The sequence below is a fragment of the Neglectibacter sp. CSJ-5 genome (assembly GCF_032490475.1).
Lineage (GTDB): Bacteria > Bacillota > Clostridia > Oscillospirales > Acutalibacteraceae > Hominenteromicrobium > Hominenteromicrobium mulieris.
In genome coordinates, this window is record NZ_JAVYJC010000007.1 from 34,268 (window position 1) to 52,299 (window position 18,032).

Consider the following 18,032-nt stretch of genomic DNA (forward strand, 5'->3'; position numbering starts at 1 on the left):
GTGTTCCCTCCGTCAGTTTCTTGCAATCTCTTTGTAGAAGCAGCTGTGGCTGCCGGTGTGGCATGCCGCGCCCGTCTGCACAACCTTTACGAGCAGTGTATCGTCGTCGCAATCGGCATGCATGCTGATGACCTTCTGCGTATGGCCGCTCGTTGCGCCCTTGTTCCACAGCGTTTGGCGGCTGCGGCTGTAAAACCACGTGTAGCCCGTCTCCAGCGTTTTCGCCATGGATTCGCGGTTCATGTATGCCAGCATGAGCACTTCGTTTGTGGAGGCCTCCTGCACGATGCACGGGATGAGCTCCGATTTTTTAAAGTAGCGCTCAAGATGGTCTTCCACTTCTTCGCTGCACTTGAACGCTTTACCGGAAAGGCGCTGACTGGCGGTGATGGCCGCCGTTAAGTCCAGCGCTTTCGTATAAATGGATTTGCCCGCAATGGCACCGTACACGCCGAGGGCGTTGAGGTCTACGATGTCCTTTAAGTTGCTGACGCCGCCGCTTGCGATGATGTTGCAGCTGACGGCGCGGTTGACCTTATCGAGCATGACGAGGTTCGGGCCGTTCATGGTGCCGTCCTTATAAATATCGGTCACGATGAGGTAGCGCACGCCGATGTCTTCCATGCGCTTTGCCATTTCGAGGTAGTCCACTTCGCTTTGAGCCGTCCAGCCCTCTGCCGCCACCTTGCCCTTTAACGCATCAATGCCGACGGCGATCTTTTTGCCGTATTTTTTCACGGCCTCGCGCACGAACTCCGGGCTGTGCAGCGCCGCAGAGCCCAGAATGATGCGATTGATGCCGTGCGAAAGATAATATTCCACGGTGTCCATATCGCGGATACCGCCGCCGACTTCTATATTCATCGAGACATTATCGCGAATGGAGAAAATGGTGCTGTCGTTTACGGGACGGCGTGCCTTTGCGCCATCGAGATCGACAAGGTGCACCCAACGCGCGCCCTGCTCCTCAAACGATTGCGCGGTCTTGACGGGATCCTCCGCCACCTGCTCCGCCGTGGCGTAATCGCCCTGAAACAGGCGGACGCATTTGCCGTCCTTGAGGTCGATCGCCGGTAAAATAATCATGTTATATCCCTTCCTTATTCATTCCAAATTATCGTGTATGCAAAAAAGTTAAAATTTCAAATTATTCCGAAAGCGTGCCCTTGGTGGAAAGCACCGCGCCGGTGCTGTTTTCTGCTGTGGCATCGCACAGAGCGTGCGCGCAGGCTTTGAACAGCGCTTCGATCATATGGTGAGAATTTTTGCCGTAGGGGCAGCGCAGGTGCAGCGTGAAGCCGGCGTTATCGCTAAGCGCGCGGAAGAACTCCTCCGTCATGCAGGTGTCAAAATCGCCGACGCGCTCCTGCGGGAACGCAGCGTCGAACACAAGGTACGGGCGGCCGCTGACATCTACGGCGCAGAAGCCGAGCGCTTCATCCATAGGGATCATGGCATGGCCGTAGCGCACGATGCCGCTGCGGTCGCCGAGCGCCTGCTTAAACGCACGGCCGAGCACGATGCCGGTATCTTCCACCGTGTGGTGGCAATCGACATTCCAGTCGCCCTCGGCTTTTAACTGAAGGCCGAAGCCGCCGTGCACGGCAAGCGCCGTGAGCATGTGGTCGAAAAAGCCCACGCCGGTATCGACGACAACCTCGCCGCCGTCAAGCCCCAAGGTCAGCTCAATGTTCGTTTCTTTTGTTTGGCGCACAACTGTTGCCGCACGTTCCATATCGTTTCCCCCTAAAAGGGCCTAAAGCCCGATTTACGCTTGCTCTTTTTCTTCAAAGAACCGCTGAATGTGCTCTGTGACCACTGCGTTTTCGCCCGTGGAGCCTGCCGTGATGCGCAGGGCGGACATGTTTTTAAAGTACCGCACCGCGATGGATTCGGACAAAAGGCGCTCATAGAGCTCCTTTGCGTACGGTGTGCGCAGAACGACGAAGTTCGTAACGCTCTTTACCGTTTGGAGCTTTTCCGGGAAGCGCTGCGCCATGCGGTCGAATTTCTGCTGCAATTCGTCTCGCGAAAGCAGCAATCTGCGGATGGCAGCATCGGCTTCCGCGCGGTTTTTCAGCACGGCTTCCGCCATTTTCTGCGAGCAGGTGTTGACGTTATACGGCGACTTTACAGCCTTGATGGCGCGGACAAGCTTTTCGTTGCCCACGGCAAAGCCTACGCGCAGCGCGGCGAGACCGAATGCTTTGGAGCACGTTTTCAATATGAGCAAATTATCGTAGTTTTCAAATTCGCCGAGCATAGATTCGTTCCAGAAGTCCATATAGGCTTCGTCGAGCACGACGAGCGCGGAGACGCCCCTGATGATTTTGCGCACGGCTTCGCGCGTGAGGCCGACGGACGTCGGATTGCACGGGTTGCTGAAAATGAGCAGCTTTACGTTCTCATTGTTGCAGGTTTCGATCACCTTGTCAATATCGATTGTGAAATTTTCGTCTTTTTTGATTTCGATGCCGCGGCATTCCGAAACGTAGCCGTAAAAATCATACATGGAAAAATCCGGCGTGAGCGTTGCGTAGATCTCGCCTTTCATCAGAAAGCTCTGGAAAATGACGCTGATGAGCTCATCGCTGCCGTTGCCCGCCGCAACGCACGCCGGCTTTACCTTATAGCTTTTGGCAAAGGCGGCGCACAGGTCTTTTGCGGTGGGATCCGGATAGCGGTTGAGCTCCACTCTCATCATGGCGTGCAAAGCGGACGCCATAACGGATTCCGGCAGGCACAGGAACGATTCGTTTGCGTCCAGACGAATTTTATACTCGCCCGCAATGGGTTCATACGGCTCTAAATCGCGGATTTTTTCATTCAGCGTATACATAAACTACCTCCGGGGTCACTTTTTCTTGCGGACGGCGATGGAATTCGCGTGCGCGGTCAGCTCTTCGGTCTCGGCAATGCGGATGATGTCGTCGGCAGCTTTCAGAAGTTCCGCTTCCGTATAGTAGATAAAGCTCGATTTTTTGATAAAATCATCGACGGAAAGCGGCGAGAAGAAACGCGCCGTGCCGCTGGTGGGCAGCACGTGGTTCGGACCCGCGAAGTAATCGCCGAGCGGCTCCGGAGAATAGTTTCCGAGGAACACGGAACCGGCGTTATCGAGCTTGCCGATGTATTCGAGCGGATTTTCGCAGCAGACTTCAAGGTGCTCCGGGGCGAGCTCGTTTGCGAAATCGACGGCTTCCGCCATGTTTTCGCAGACAATAATTGCACCGAAATTTTCGATGGATTCTTTAATAATGTCTTTTCTTGAAAGCGTCTGCATTTGGCGCTCAATCTCCGCAGCGGTCGCCTTTGCAAGGTCTTCCTCCGGGGTAATGAGAATGGCGGACGCCATGCGGTCGTGCTCCGCCTGGCTCATGAGGTCGGCGGCCAAGAACTCCGGCTTTGCGGTTTTATCCGCAATGACAAGAATTTCACTCGGACCGGCAATCATGTCAATATCGATGGTGCCGTACAGTAATTTCTTTGCCGTGGCGACGAAAATGTTGCCGGGGCCGACGACTTTATCAACCTTCGGGACGGTCTCGGTGCCGTAGGCGAGCGCCGCGACGGCCTGCGCGCCGCCGATGAGGAACACGCGATCTACGCCGGCAATCCTTGCGGCGGCCAAAATGTTTTTATCCGGCTTGCCGGTACGTCCCGGCGGCGTGACCATGACGATCTCGCCGACTTCGGCAATTTTCGCCGGGATGACGTTCATCAAAACGGAGGACGGGTACGCTGCCGTACCGCCCGGCACATACACGCCGACCCTGTGCAGGCCGCGCACGCGCTGACCCATCAGAACACCCGTGGGCGAGGGGTCGATGCGGCTTTGCTGCTTTTGTCTGGCGTGGAACGCGCGGATATTTTCTGCGGCGCGCTCCATCGAAGCGATGAACGCCGGGTCGCAGTCTGCGGTGAGCGCATCGATTTCCTCTTTTGTAATCTCCGCTTTCTCCGGCGCCCAGCCGTCGAACTTCATCGTATAGCGGCGCACGGCTTCGTCGCCGTTATCGCGCACGTCCTTCAAAATTTCGGCCACTTTATCCTCTACGCTGCGGTCGTTTTCGCTGACGCGGGCTTTAAGGCTTTGAATAAACGCTTCACAGTAGGCTCTATCGCCTTTGGCAATACGGATCATACGGATTTCTCCTCCCTGTTCTTTTCAATCTGCGCTTCCATGCGGGCGGCAAGCGCTTCAATCTCCTGCTTTCTCATTTTAAGGCTGGCGGTGTTTGCGATGAGACGCGCCGAGATACCGGCGATGGTCTCCGTGACCTCCAGACCGTTTTCTTTTAAGGTGGTGCCGGTCTCGACGATATCGACGATGCCGTCTGCAAGGCCGAGCAGCGGGGCGAGCTCTACGGAGCCCTCGATTTTGATGATGCGCACGTCCATGGCGCGGCTTTCAAAGAACTGCCGCGCGACGTTCGGGTATTTGGACGCGACGGTCTTCGCTTTGTAGCCGCCGAAGAAATCCGTACCCTTGCGGCAAGCGAGCGCAAAGCGGCAGCGGCCGAAGCCAAGATCTAAAATTTCGTAAAAATGACTGCCGTTTTCCATGATGGTATCTTTGCCGACAACACCGAGGTCGCACACGCCGTTTTCGACGTAAGTGATGACATCGGCAGCTTTGGCTAAAACGACTTCGATCTCGCCGTTTCCAATGGGAAGAATCAGTCTTCTGCCTTTTTCGCGCACTTGCGTGCAATCAAGGCCGATCTGCTCCAAAAGGTTCACGGTGTCTTTTTCGAGGCGCCCTTTTGTGAGGGCAATTCTTAATGGCTTCATGCATTTTCCTCCCCTCTAAGGACGATGACTTCCGGGATGCCGCGGCGCTTTGCGTAGCGCTCGGCTTCGTCTGCCGTATCGAACACGGAGCTTTCGCAGATTTTGCCGTTTGCGGTCAGCTCACGAATTTTCATCTGGGCTTCGATCTCCGCGCCGCTTTCCGCGTGGACGAGCACGTCCGGCGTGGGCACGCTTTCAATCCGGCCGTCGTCGAGCAAGACAGAAGCCAGTGCATCAACGTTTGCGGCAAAGCCGATGGCGGGCATGGGGGCATCAAATTGCTTTAAAAGCGTATCGTAGCGGCCACCCATCAGAACGGCGTCACCGTAGTTTTCCACATAAGCGCTGAAGACAACACCTGTGTAGTAATCATTGCGCTGCACAAGGCCAAAATCGACCATCAGGCGATCATCGAGGCCGAGCGACGACAGCGCAGTATATAGCGTGCGCATATAATCGAGCGTTTCGGAAAGCACGGGATGGCCTTTGCAGAACCGCTCCGCTTCCGCGAAGACCTCTGCCCCGCCGAACAGGCGCGGCAGCTTTTTGATGGCTTCGGTATACACGGATTTCGGGAGTGCGTCGAGCATATCGCCGAGGGCGGCGTAGTTTTTCGATTCGATCGTCTGGCGGATATCCTCTTTTTTATCGGCGGAGACGGGCAGCTCATCGGCGAGCGCACCGAAGAACTTTGCGCTGCCGATCTCCAAGCGGAAGTTTTCCGTGCACGCGGAAAGCGCCTCAACGGCGGCGGCGATGACCTCGATATCCGCTTTCAGCCCCGATGCACCCAAAAGCTCGATGCCCGCCTGCGTTGTTTCGTCGCTGCGGCCGGAAAGGTCCTTGCGGTTGCGATAGATCGGCTGGTTATAGTAAAGCCGAATGGGCTTTTCCATCGCCTGCAGCCGCGTTGCGGTAAGGCGTGCGATGGGCAGCGTTAAATCGGGACGGAACACGATGAGCCTGCCTTTGTTATCCGTGGATTTATACATCTCATACTGAGGAATGGCGGCGTTTGGGGCATCGAACACGTCGTAGTATTCCATGCCGGGCGTGATGACCTCATTATAGCCGCGCATTTTGAATATATGCGTGAGCCGCTCGCTCACGGTACGCTGCGAAAGGCACTCTTCAAACAGAATATCCTTGGTGCCCTCCGGCGTGATCTTGTTGAACTTCTTCATAACGACCGTCCTTCTGCTTTAATGTAATGATGTGTTACAATAATACCATGCAACTGTGCGCTTGTCAAGACTTTTCCTGTTTTGTGTATACATGTATATACGCATAGATATGCAGAAAGGCGGAAGCAACTTCTTGCGTCCGCCTAATGGCATTAAAACAGTGATGTCTGGCTGCTGTCCGGCAGACCCTGCAGTGCGCCGGCGCTTTTTAAAACATCGATAACAGCGCTGGAGACCTTGGCGCGGGACTGCACTTCGTCGATGGAGATGAACTCCTCGCCGCCCGTGCACGCTTCATACAAGCTGTGCGCCGCCGCCTCGCCCACACCGGGCAGGGACGAGAACGGCAGACGGATCTTGCCGTCTTCGACAAGGAACTTTTTCGCATCGGATTTATACAGGTCAACCGGCAAAAGCTCGATGCCGCGGCACAGCATTTCATTGATGATCTGAAATGTGGAATACGCCGCGTCCTCCTTGACAGTAGACTGGTGCTCCTTTTGCTTCTGCTCCAGCTCGCGCATACGGCGCTGCACGGCGGCACGCCCCTGCACGGCGGTGGCACCGTCGAAATCTTCACTGCGCACGGTGAAGTACGCCGCGTAGTATTCCACAGGATAATGCACCTTGTACCAGCCGAGGCGCAGCGTCGCGATCATGTAGGCGGCAGCGTGCGCTTTCGGGAACATGTACTTAATCTTATAGCAGGACTCGATGTACCAATCCGGCACGTTGTGCTCCTTCATGGCGGCGATGTGCTCCTGCGTGAAGAGCTTTTTCGCGTTGCCCTTACGGGTGATTTCCATAATCTTAAACGCCATTTTCGGCTCAAGGCCCTTTAAGAGCAGGTAGGTCATGATGCTGTCTCGCGTACCGATGACGGTGGCAATGGTGCAGGTGCCGTCTTTGATGAGGTCCTGCGCGTTGCCGATCCAAACATCCGTGCCGTGGGACAGACCCGAGACCTGCAGAAGGTCGGAGAATGTCTTCGGCTGGGCATCGATGAGCATTTGGCGCACGAACGGCGTGCCGCACTCCGGCAGAGAGAATGTGCCCGTCAACGAGCCGATGTCCTCCGGCGTGACGCCGAGCGCTTCCGTGGACGTAAACAGCGACATGACCGCCGGGTCGCTCATGGAGACCTTCATGACGGGGATACCCGTGTAATCTTCGAGATAGCGGTAGATGGTCGGCACATCGTGGCCGAGCTCGTCCAGTTTACAAATGGTATCGTGAATGGAATGGAAGTCGAAGTGCGTGGTGATGTTATCGGAATTCTGGTCGTTTGCGGGGTGCTGCACCGGACAGAAATCATAGACCTCTTTGCCCTTTGGCACGACGACCATGCCGCCCGGGTGCTGGCCCGTGGTGCGCTTGATGCCCGTGCAGGAAATGGAGAGGCGTTTTTCCTCCGCGCGGGAAAGCACGCGGGAACGTTCTTCGGCATATTTTTTCACGTAGCCGAACGCGGTTTTATCCGCGACGGTTGCGATGGTGCCGGCCTTGAAGACGTTTTCGCGGCCGAACAGCGTCTCCGTATAGCGGTGCGCACCGCTTTGGTATTCGCCGGAGAAGTTGAGGTCGATATCCGGCGTTTTGTCGCCGTCAAAGCCGAGGAATGTCTCAAACGGGATGGTGTGGCCGTCGCGGTCGAGATCTTCGCCGCAGCGCGGGCACTTTTTCGGCGGCAGATCAAAGCCGGAAAGGTAGCTGCCGTCCGTGATGAACTCGCTGTATTTGCACTTGGGGCAAATGTAGTGCGGCTCCAAGGGGTTGACCTCCGAGATGCCGGACATGGTCGCGACGAACGACGAGCCGACGGAGCCACGCGAGCCGACGAGATAGCCGTGCGCTTCGCTGTCTGCCACGAGCTTTTGCGCCGTCATGTACAAAACGGAGAAGCCGTGCTTGTTGATGGAGCCGAGCTCGCGCTTTAATCGCTTTTCGACGATCTCCGGCAGCGGGTCACCGTACTTTTCCTTGGTGCGCGCCCACGTGATGGAGTTCAGCTGCTCCTCTGCGCCGTCGATGAACGGTGGGAAAACACCCTCCGGGATAGGGCGGATTTCCTCGATCATATCGGCGATCTTGTTCGTATTGGTGACGACAACCTCATACGCTTTTTCTTTGCCGAGGTAGTCGAATTCTTTCAGCATTTCGTCTGTGGTGCGCATGTAGAGCGGCGCCTGCTCATCGGCATCCGTGAAGCCCTGACCCGCCATCAAAATGGCGCGGCCTGCGGCGTCTTTCGGGTCTTTGAAGTGCACGTCTCCCGTTGCGACAACAGGCTTTTTCAGCTTTTCGCCGAGCTTTACGATGGTGCGGTTGTACTCTTTTAACTGCTCGATATCGCACGAGCCGTTGCGCACCATGAACATGTTATTGCCAAGCGGCTGGATTTCGAGGTAATCGTAGTAGGAAGCAATCTCGAGCAATTTTTCCCACGGCTCACCGCGCGTAATGGCGCGGAACAGCTCGCCCGCTTCGCACGCGGAGCCGATGATGAGGCCCTCGCGGTACCGGTTCAAAACGCTTTTCGGCGTGCGGGGACGCTTATAGAAGTAATTCAGGTGGCCGAACGAGATGAGCTTATAGAGATTCTTTAAACCCACCAGGTTCTTAACGAGAATGATCTGGTGGTAGGTCGGCAGCTTTTTCGGGTCGCCGCCCGCGAGTGCGGTGTTGATCTGTTTGACATCTGTCAGCTTGAAATCATCGACGAGGCGCTGGATGAGGTTGATAAAAATCTCGCCGAGCACGGCGGCATCGTCGCACGCGCGATGGTGATTAAAGGGCTTTAGCTTTAAATACTTCGCGACCGTATCGAGCTTGCAGTTTTTGATGTCCGTCAGCATGGAGCGACACATGGCGACCGTATCGATATACACATACGGGAACGTCATGTCGTGGCGGCTGCACACGGCGCGCAGGAACGAGGTATCAAAATTTGCGTTGTGCGCGACAAGAATCACGTCTTCGCCGCAAAACTCGAAGAATTTGCGCACGGCTTCTTCCTCTTTCGGTGCGCCCGCGACCATTTCATCCGTGATACCGGTGAGCTCCGTAATCTTTGCGGGAATGGGCTTTTCGGGGTCGACGAATGTATTGAAAGATTCGGTGATTTCGCCGTTATGCACGCGTACCGCGCCGATCTCCGTGATGCGTTCTTTGCTCGAAGAAAGGCCGGTGGTCTCGAGGTCAAAGCAGATGTAGTCCGTATTGAGCGGCTTATCGGTCTCGCCGGTGACGGCGGGCACGAGGTCGTTTACAAAGTAGCTTTCCACGCCGTAGATGACCTTGAATTCGCCGCCGCCCTTCTTGATCTTGAGCCACGCGTTCATGGCATCCGGAAACGCCTGCGCGACGCCGTGGTCGGTGATGGCGAGAGCCTTTTGCCCCCATTTATAGGCGCGGTCGATGAGCTCGCCTGCGGGGGTCATGCCGTCCATGGCGGACATGTTCGTATGCAGGTGCAGCTCTACGCGCTTTTCTTTGGCGGTATCGACGACCTCCACCATTTCCGCGCGGGCAATGGCATTCGGGCGCATAACGTTTTCGCGGTCGTATTTATCGTACTCCACGGAGCCCGTCACGAGCAGCGCCGTACCCTTTTTGATGTCATCAATCTTTTCGCAGTCGTTCGCCTGCTGGATAAGCTTCAGCGTGATGGAATTTGTGTAATCGGTAATGTCGATGGAATAAATTTTGCGGGAGCCGTCACGCGTTTCGCGGGATTCAATGTCGAACACCTCGCCCCAAACGGTGATACGTCCGGCTTCGATGGTCGCTTCGGAAATCGGCACCGGCTCCTTTTTCGGCAGCTTGCCGAGAATGGGGCGCGCGGTCTCCAGAACGATCTGCGGCATGAGCGATTTGCCCTCGCGCACGCTGACGCGGCGCTTCGCGGCTATCTCTTTCATGGCGGCTTCGTAACGGTTCATTTCTTCGATGGCGGCGGCGCGCGCACGCTTTTCTTCCTCGACGTGCAATCGCTCGATGACGGATTCATCGCCGTTTTGCAGTTCTGTTTTGCCCGTGAACGTCACCGTAACGGGCACGCTGAACCACTCCTGCACCGTTTCGCTGATGGCGCGGTCGGTATGGCGCTTTTCGAGCAGATTGAGTCCGCCGTGCAGCAGCTCTATTGTAAGGGTATTTTCGTTTATGGTGCAGTCTGCGTCTTTAAATGTGCCGTTCAAGCTTGCGTCGAGCTCGCGCACGCGCTCCAAAACGGAGGTAACGCAGCTTTCCTGCCACGCCTGAGCGGGGAATGCGGGGGCAAGCTCCACGCGCATATCGGGCAGAATGCGCTCGTGCAGCATACCGTTTACCTCGCGCAGGTCGCTGTACGGCACGAAGGCTTCAAACTTCGTTTTCAGGCGCACCAAACGGTTTTCCCTGTGTATCTCTATTTTTTCGATCTGACCGGCAGCGACGCCGTCTTTCGGCGTATAGCCGGCGCTTTTCAGCAGATCGCCTAATGTTTTCAAGTGCATCTCTCCTATGTAGAATGGTCTGTGTTTTTATGGTGTGAGATGATGCAAAAAGGCCGTACCGCCCGGCACAGCCTGTTTTATTGCAAATTAAAGCTTGTCGATTTCTTCCATCAGGGCGTCCAGAAGCTCAGCTTCCGGCACCTTGCGGATGATCTGACCTTTTTTGAAAATGAGACCCTCTCCCTTGCCGCCGGTGACGCCGAGGTCAGCCTCGCGCGCTTCGCCGGGGCCGTTGACAACACAGCCCATGACGGCAACGGTGATGTCCTTATCAACGTATTCGAGTGCCTTTTCGACCTTATTGGCAAGGCCGATGAGGTCGATACGTGTTCTGCCGCAGGTGGGGCAGGAAACAAGCTTTACGCCGCCGCGCAGACCGAGCGCGCTTAAAATATCGCGGCCGGTGCGAATCTCCTCTGCGGGGTCGGCCGTCAGGGAAACACGCAGTGTATCGCCGATGCCGCGCTGCAAAAGGCTGCCGATGCCGATGGCGGACTTGACGATCCCCATGCGCAGCGTGCCGGTTTCCGTCACGCCGAGGTGCAGCGGGTAATCGCAGCGCTCCGCAATCCTTTCATACGCCTTGATATTCGTATCGACCGAGGAGGATTTCAGGGAGATGACGATGTCCGTGAAATCGAACTTTTCGAGCAAAGACGCGTGGTAAAGTGCGCTTTCGCACAGCGCTTCCGCTGTGGGCGCACCGTACTTTGCGAGGATACTCTTTTCGACCGAACCGGAATTGACGCCGATGCGGATCGGAATTTTCTTTTCGCGGCACACGGTCGCGACGGCTTTTACGCGGTCATCGCCGCCGATGTTGCCAGGATTGATGCGGATTTTATCCACGCCCGCCGCTGCAGCCTCAAGCGCAAGCTTATAATCGAAATGAATATCCGCCACGAGCGGAATGGAAATTTTCTCTTTGATAGCGGGGATCAGCCGCACGGCATCCATATCGGGGATGGCGGCGCGGAGAATCTGGCAGCCGGCTTTTTCCAGTGCGACCGCCTGCCGCACGCTGCCTTCTATATCGGTGGAGGGCACGTTCAGCATGGACTGCACGGTGACGGGCGCGCCGCCGCCGATTTTCACATTGCCCGCCATGACCTGTTTTGAAATGCGTTTCATTGTATCGTCCTTTCCCTTATCCGCCTGTTACGATGCGCATGATGTCCTGGAACGTGACGGCGAGCACCAGGCAGATAAGCAGTGCAAAGCCGCCTGCGTGCACCCAGCGTTCGTACTTTGCCGGAACCGGCCTGCGGAAGATCGCTTCGATGATGAGGAACACAAGCCGTCCGCCGTCGAGCGCCGGCAGCGGCAGTAAATTCACGATGCCGAGGTTCACGGAGATCACAAGCATGATGTACACGATGTTGTTGACCGCCGCACCGAAGCTCTGCTTGAGTCCCGCGCTTGCGGCCTGCGTGACTGCCTGCGCCGTACCGACCGGACCCGCAAGCCCGCTAAATCCAAATCGGCCTGTCACCATGCCGATGAGGCTGTTGAAGATCATACGCACGGTGGAGTACATATCCGCAAACGCGTTTTTGATGAGCGTCCACGGCGTTCTTTCTTCGCCCAACACGTAGAAATCCAGCACGGCGCGGTACTGCTTGCCGTCCGTAGATGTTGTGTTGATGGTCATATCGTTAAAGGTGACGGTCTCTTCGCCGCGCTTTACGGTAAGGTCGAGCGCCGCGGTACCGTCTGTGGAATCAAGCGCCGCCATACTTAAAGCAAAGGAAAGATCCTGCCCTGTGCGAACGGCATAGCCGTCGATGGAGGTGATGACGTCGCCCACCTCCACGCCGGCGGCTTCAAACGCGGAATTTTCCGCAAAGCCGGCGATCCGCATGGTGGCGTAGCGGTCTTCCTGCCCGCAGATGACCATCATCAGCAAAACGGCGAGCAGGATATTCATAATGCCGCCCGCCGCAACCACGATCATGCGCTGCCAAACGGGACGGTTGCCAAACGCGCGGGGATCGTCGCTTTTTTCGTCCTCACCCTCCATGGCGCAGTAGCCGCCGATGGGCAAAAGCCGCAGGGAATACTGCGTTTCACCGCGGGTGAACGAGAAAAGCTTTGGCCCCATGCCGATGGAGAATTCGTTGACGCACACGTGGCTCAGCTTCGCTGTGAAAAAGTGGCCGAACTCGTGGATGAAAATGATGAGCCCGAAGAGCAATACGCCGATAACGGCGAGCAGGATGCCCTGCACCACCGTGCTCATCTTGCGCTCTCCCCGCAGCGCTCCAGCACATAGGCGCGCGCTTTGCGGTCGGCTTCCAAAACGTCCTCCACACTTGTAACGGGCGCGGTTTCAAATGTATCGGCCACATGGCACACGAGCTCGCCGATGTCCTGCCAGCCGATCTTTTCTTTTAAAAACAGCGCAACAGCGGCTTCGTTTGCACCGTTGACCGCCGCGGGCAATGTACCGCCGCGGCGAATGGCACGCTTGCACGCGCCGAAGCACGTAAAGGTTTCTTCGTCCGGCGCATAGAACGTCAACTTCTGCCAATCGGCCAAATTCAACTGCTTTACAGGCGACGGGAAGCGGCGCGGGTAGGTAAGCGCATACTGGATGGGAATGCGCATATCCGGCACGCCGAGCTGCGCGATGACGGAGTGGTCTTTATACTCAATGAGCGAGTGCACGATGCTTTCGCGGTGCACAACGACGTCGATGTCGTCCGGCTCCATATCGAACAGCCACTTGGCTTCGATGAATTCGAGGCCCTTATTCATGAGCGTGGAGCTGTCTATGGTGACCTTCGCGCCCATGTCCCAGTTCGGGTGTTTTAAGGCGTCTGCGGGGCGGATATGCTGAAGCTCCCCGGCTTTTTTGCCGAAGAACGGACCGCCGGACGCCGTTAAGATGATTTTATTTAAGTCGCACTTTTTGTACATACCCTGCAAACACTGGAAAATGGCAGAATGCTCGCTGTCTACGGGCAGAATTTCGATGCCGTTTTCCTTGGCGGTCTTCATGACGAGCGAACCGCCTGCGACGAGCGTTTCCTTATTCGCAAGCGCCATCTGCTTTTGGGCTTTGAGTGCCGTTAAGGTCGGCTTGAGGCCCACCATGCCCACGACGGAGTTTAAGACGATATCAACGCTTTCCAGCTCCGTCAGAGCACAAAGGCCCTCCATGCCGCTGTACACCTTCACATCGAGGTCGCGGACGGCAGCACGAAGCTTAGAAGCCGCTTCCAAATCAAAAACCGCAACTGCTTGCGGTTTAAATTCCCGGATCTGCTCTTCCAGAAGCCGAATATTGGAATGGGCAGCGAGCGCCTCCACTTTAACGGCGTGCTCCCCTTCCTTTTGTATACAGCGCACAACGTCGAGCGCCTGTGTACCGATGGACCCGGTAGAGCCGAGCAAAGCTAACTTTTTCATGCAGACCCATCCTTTCTTACGACACGATCGGCAGCAGCATCGTTACCATGTAGACAAACGGTGCGGTGAAAATCACGCTGTCGAAACGGTCCAAAATGCCGCCGTGGCCCGGAATGACGCTGCCGAAATCTTTGATGTGGCAGCTTCTTTTAATGAGCGAAAAGCTGAGGTCGCCGAGCACGGACACAAACGCGCCGAAAAAGCCGATGATAAAGAGCGAGAGCCAGTTTGCCTGACGTTCGCCGCCGTAAATACCGTAGGTGAAAATGAGACCCACGAGCTGCAAAATGATGACGCTGGACAACACGCCGCCGATGAGACCCTCCACAGTCTTTTTGGGGCTGATCTCCGGGCACAGCTTGTGCTTACCGAAGAGCTTGCCGGCGAAAAACGCGCCTGCGTCCGGAATCCATGCGGAGAATACGCACACGAGCGCGTAGAACATGCCGTGCTGGTCGCTCAACGTGCGCACCAGAACGATAGTCTGCAGCGCGAGCGGGATCAAAACGACCATGCTGTACACAACGGCCATTTCTTTAAAAGTGATCTCGCGGTGGTGGCGCAGCAGCGCGCAGAAAATGCACGCCGTGAACGCGGAATAAATAAAGATATTTGCCTGCTGAAATTCACAGAACTGCACCAGCACGGCAGCTGTCATGCTGGGAACCGTGATATACCAGCGGTCGGAAAGCCCCAGCGCCTTGATGACTTCAAAAACAGCGAGCGCGGAGATAAACGCAATGGCAATATTGAGTGCCAGCGGAAAAGAGCGGTTGAACACGACGATTGCCATGAAAAATGCGACCAGCGTGACACCGGATAAAACTCTGTCCTTCATATACCTATGGTTTCCTTTCACCGTTCGGAATGTAATAGAAACGCGGTACAGGGCGGCATGTGCCGCCCGCACTGCAAAAAATCATACACCGCCGAAACGGCGTTGTCTGCTGTTGAACTTTTCAATGGCTTCGTCCAAGTGCTTCGGCTTGAAATCTGGCCAGAGAATATCAAGATATTCAAATTCGGTATAGGCGCTCTGCCACAAAAGGAAGTTTGAGATGCGCTCTTCGCCGCTTGGACGGATGATGAGATCCGGGTCAGGCTGGCCGGCGGTGTACATAGCGCCGGAAAGCGTTTCCTCCGTGATGTCCTCGGGCGAAAGCTCGCCGTTTTTGACGCGCTCTGCCAAAATGCGTGCCGCGCGGGTGATCTCTGCACGGCCGCCGTAGTTCATGGCGAGGTTCAGCACCATGCCGGTCTTCACGCTGCTCGCTTCCTCCACGCGATGAATGAGCGCCTGTAAGTCGGGCGCAAAAGCGGAAATATCGCCGATAAAGCGCACCCGGATATTCTCATTCATAAAGTCGCGCAGCGCTTCCTCGAGGTACTGGTGGAAAAGCTTCATCAGCGCAGAGACTTCCTCAGCGGGGCGGCTCCAGTTTTCCGTGGAAAACGCGTAGAGCGTGAGATATTTTACACCGATAGACGATGCATACCGCGTGATGGTGCGGAAATTCTGCGCGCCCGCCGTGTGGCCCGCCGTACGCGGCAGACCACGCTTTTTAGCCCAACGACCGTTGCCGTCCATGATGATGCCGATATGTGCCGGCACCTGCACGGGCGTTTTGTTTTCTTTACTTCCAAATGCCATTTCGGAGCCTTCCTTTTGCTTACAGGGTGAGAACTTCCTTCTGCTTTGCGGCAGAGCGTTCGTCTGCCTGCTTTACGTACTTATCCGTCAGCTCCTGCGTTTTCTTTTCCGCCTGCTTCAGGTCGTCCTCGGTCAGTTCGCCGTCTTTCTTCATCGCCTTCAGCTTTTCCATAGCGTCGCGGCGGATGGAACGCAGGGCGATTTTTGCTTCTTCTGCCATGTGGCTGACGTCCTTCACGATATCCTTACGCTTCTCTTCGGTGAGCGGCGGGAAAATGAGGCGGATGGTCTTGCCGTCGGACTGCGGGTTGATGCCGATGTCCGAGGTCTGGATGGCGCGCTCAATGGCGCGGCAGACGGAACCGTCCCACGGCTGAATGGTCAGCACGCGTGCCTCCGCAACGGAAACGGCTGCAAGCTGGTTGACCGGCGTGGGTGCGCCGTAGTAATCGACCATGACCTTATCGAGCACAGCCGGGTTTGCGCGGCCTGCGCGGATGGCGGCGTAGTCGCTTTCGAGTCTCGCGATGGTTTTGCCCATTTTGCTTTCTGCTTTTGCCAATACTTCCTTCATAAGTATATTCTCCTATCTGTTATTTCATTATACGTTTTGTGTGCTCTTTATCAGGGCGCACAAGGCTTCTCCCCTAAAAAGCTTTAGTCCTTCGTGATGACCGTGCCGACGTTTTCGCCGCAGACGGCGCGGACGATGTTCTCCGGGTCCTCAATGCTGAACACAAGGAACGGGATGCCGCGGTCGTTACAGAAGGAAGCGGCCGTCATATCCATGACCTGCAGGTTCTGATTGAGAATTTCCATATACGTGAGATGATCGTACTTCTTTGCGTTCGGGTTCTTCTTCGGGTCACTGTCGTAAACGCCGTCGACCATGGTCGCCTTTAAGATGACTTCGGCGTCGATTTCTGCACCGCGCAGCGCTGCGCCGGTATCGGTGGAGAAGTACGGGTTACCCGTGCCGCAGCCAAACACGACAACGCGGCCTTTTTCAAGGTGACGCACCGCACGGTTGCGGATGTACGGCTCTGCGACCTCCTGCATGGCGATGGCTGTCTGTACGCGCACATCAAGGCCGACCTGCTCGAGGCCGTCCGCCACGCCGAGCGCATTGATGACCGTAGCCAGCATGCCCATGTGGTCTGCACGGGTGCGGTCCATGCTGCCGCTGCTTCTGCCGCGCCAGAAGTTGCCGCCGCCCACAACAATGGCGACCTCGCAGCCCATATCCACGATCTTCTTGATGGGCTCGCAGATCTTGACAACGGTGTCAAAATCGATGCCGTGACCGATCTTGCCGGAAAGCGATTCGCCGCTGAGCTTTAAGAGAACTCTTTTGTACTTGAGATTCATACGTTCATCCTCGATTCTTTAGTATTCCATATCCTGTGACGCACACCCGCAATTTTTTCAATTTGCAAATGCACAGATTTATACTTATACTTATTTTACATGACAGACCCCGATTTGTAAAGCGTATTTCCGAAATGTTCACGGAAATGAAAAATTTCTGCACAATGCACGAAATTCAAACGGCGTTCACAGTTTTGTGCTAAAAGTGTCTTATACTTAAAAAACGGCTGAAAGGAGTGAAAACCACATGCAGCTTAGAAAAACGATTTTAGCATCCGTGCTTTCTGCGGCGCTTGCGCTCTCTGCGGCCGCCTGCGGCACAGCGGAACACGCACAAAGTGTGAGCAGCGCGGCGGCTTCAGAGCACGTAGCGGAAACGCCGACACCTTCCCCCGAAGCGACCGCAACGGCATCGCCTACCGCCGAGCCGACGGTAAAATCCACCGCATCTCCCGCACCGGAAAGCAACGAGGTAAGCGAAAACGCAGAGATCACCGCGGAGATTGAAGCGATGGCGCCGCTTTTGGAAGCACATATTCTGGCGCAGATGAACGGCATGGCGTTTGACGCGAATGATCCCGTTTACTTTTGGCAGACCGCGGCCTTTGCGGTGGACAACTGCGGCATGACGTTTTACAGCGCAGAGACGACCGGCAGCGCGCTGGTGCTCTCCCGCGGGGTGATGGAAGAAATTGTGAGCGGACTATTCGAAAGCGCCGCAAATGAAGACCTGCCGGATATTCCCGACTCGCTTTCGGGTGAGATTTCGTACGATGCGGACAGCGACACCTATGCGCGGCCTATAAGCGGCGGCGGCTTTTCCGTGGACATACAAGACTGTGTGAAAAGCGGAGATGTGTACACCGTGACGGCAGCGCTCATCCGCGACGAGAACGAGGCGGAACCGCAGGCAATCTTCACGGCGGAGCTTGTGCCGAATCCGCGCGAGGACAATACCGTATTTACATATAGTATACGCACCGTGAAACAAATTTCATAAGCAAATTAAAAATGTCGCGCAGAATGTGTATTTTTTCTGCGTGACATTTTATTATCAAACTCTCTGTGAAACACAACAAAATAGTTTCCTAACACTCCGTTCATTTTTAGTACATGTATATCGATATA

General features: G+C 55.8%; 15 protein-coding genes. 1 reads left to right on the plus strand and 14 read right to left on the minus strand.

Going from position 1 to position 18,032, the window contains the following annotated elements:
- Nucleotides 1-12: 12 nt before the first annotated feature.
- The 14 genes from hisA to pyrH all read right to left on the minus strand — a co-directional run bounded on the left by hisA (nt 13) and on the right by pyrH (nt 16,904).
- Nucleotides 13-1,086 (minus strand): 1-(5-phosphoribosyl)-5-[(5-phosphoribosylamino)methylideneamino]imidazole-4-carboxamide isomerase, encoded by a 1,074-nt coding sequence (gene hisA, locus R2K26_RS12840; protein ID WP_316522175.1) that lies wholly within the window; start codon nt 1,084-1,086, stop codon nt 13-15.
- A gap of 61 nt (nt 1,087-1,147) precedes the next feature.
- Nucleotides 1,148-1,735 (minus strand): imidazoleglycerol-phosphate dehydratase HisB, encoded by a 588-nt coding sequence (gene hisB, locus R2K26_RS12845; RefSeq protein WP_176821422.1) that lies wholly within the window; start codon nt 1,733-1,735, stop codon nt 1,148-1,150.
- A 33-nt stretch (nt 1,736-1,768) separates the two neighbouring features.
- A complete protein-coding gene (locus tag R2K26_RS12850) occupies nt 1,769-2,839 on the minus strand; it encodes a histidinol-phosphate transaminase (RefSeq protein ID WP_316522183.1) in 1,071 nt (356 codons plus the stop codon).
- Nucleotides 2,840-2,854: 15 nt separating this feature from the next.
- A complete protein-coding gene (gene hisD, locus R2K26_RS12855; RefSeq protein ID WP_308448803.1) occupies nt 2,855-4,144 on the minus strand; it encodes a histidinol dehydrogenase in 1,290 nt (429 codons plus the stop codon).
- Nucleotides 4,141-4,794 carry an ATP phosphoribosyltransferase gene (gene hisG / locus R2K26_RS12860; RefSeq protein ID WP_316522189.1) on the minus strand — a complete coding sequence of 218 codons (654 nt, stop codon included), beginning with the start codon at nt 4,792-4,794 and terminating at the stop codon, nt 4,141-4,143. Before hisG ends, hisD begins: the two co-directional genes overlap by 4 nt.
- Nucleotides 4,791-5,978, minus strand: coding sequence for an ATP phosphoribosyltransferase regulatory subunit (gene hisZ, locus R2K26_RS12865; RefSeq protein WP_316522192.1), 1,188 nt, complete (start codon nt 5,976-5,978; stop codon nt 4,791-4,793). Before hisZ ends, hisG begins: the two co-directional genes overlap by 4 nt.
- Nucleotides 5,979-6,130: 152 nt before the next feature.
- Nucleotides 6,131-10,468 (minus strand): PolC-type DNA polymerase III, encoded by a 4,338-nt coding sequence (locus R2K26_RS12870; RefSeq protein WP_396897254.1) that lies wholly within the window; start codon nt 10,466-10,468, stop codon nt 6,131-6,133.
- 93 nt (nt 10,469-10,561) lie between these two features.
- The gene (ispG, locus tag R2K26_RS12875) at nt 10,562-11,605 is read right to left on the minus strand and encodes a flavodoxin-dependent (E)-4-hydroxy-3-methylbut-2-enyl-diphosphate synthase (RefSeq protein ID WP_176821416.1); all 1,044 of its coding nucleotides are present in this window, start codon (nt 11,603-11,605) and stop codon (nt 10,562-10,564) included.
- A 16-nt stretch (nt 11,606-11,621) separates the two neighbouring features.
- Complete coding sequence (locus R2K26_RS12880) at nt 11,622-12,713, minus strand: site-2 protease family protein (RefSeq protein ID WP_316522195.1); 1,092 nt, start codon at nt 12,711-12,713, stop codon at nt 11,622-11,624.
- Complete coding sequence (locus R2K26_RS12885; protein WP_316522197.1) at nt 12,710-13,885, minus strand: 1-deoxy-D-xylulose-5-phosphate reductoisomerase; 1,176 nt, start codon at nt 13,883-13,885, stop codon at nt 12,710-12,712. The genes R2K26_RS12880 and R2K26_RS12885 overlap by 4 nt, the downstream gene beginning before the upstream one ends.
- Before the next feature lie 16 nt (nt 13,886-13,901).
- A complete protein-coding gene (locus R2K26_RS12890) occupies nt 13,902-14,723 on the minus strand; it encodes a CDP-archaeol synthase (RefSeq protein ID WP_308448808.1) in 822 nt (273 codons plus the stop codon).
- Between the two features lie 81 nt (nt 14,724-14,804).
- Nucleotides 14,805-15,536, minus strand: coding sequence for an isoprenyl transferase (locus tag R2K26_RS12895; RefSeq protein ID WP_316522201.1), 732 nt, complete (start codon nt 15,534-15,536; stop codon nt 14,805-14,807).
- A gap of 19 nt (nt 15,537-15,555) precedes the next feature.
- The gene (gene frr / locus R2K26_RS12900; RefSeq protein WP_176821412.1) at nt 15,556-16,110 is read right to left on the minus strand and encodes a ribosome recycling factor; all 555 of its coding nucleotides are present in this window, start codon (nt 16,108-16,110) and stop codon (nt 15,556-15,558) included.
- Nucleotides 16,111-16,193: 83 nt separating this feature from the next.
- Complete coding sequence (pyrH, locus tag R2K26_RS12905; RefSeq protein WP_176821411.1) at nt 16,194-16,904, minus strand: UMP kinase; 711 nt, start codon at nt 16,902-16,904, stop codon at nt 16,194-16,196.
- A gap of 247 nt (nt 16,905-17,151) precedes the next feature.
- Here pyrH and R2K26_RS12910 point away from each other — a divergent pair, with 247 nt between their 5' ends.
- Nucleotides 17,152-17,904, plus strand: coding sequence for a hypothetical protein (locus tag R2K26_RS12910; RefSeq protein ID WP_316522205.1), 753 nt, complete (start codon nt 17,152-17,154; stop codon nt 17,902-17,904).
- Nucleotides 17,905-18,032 lie beyond the last annotated feature (128 nt).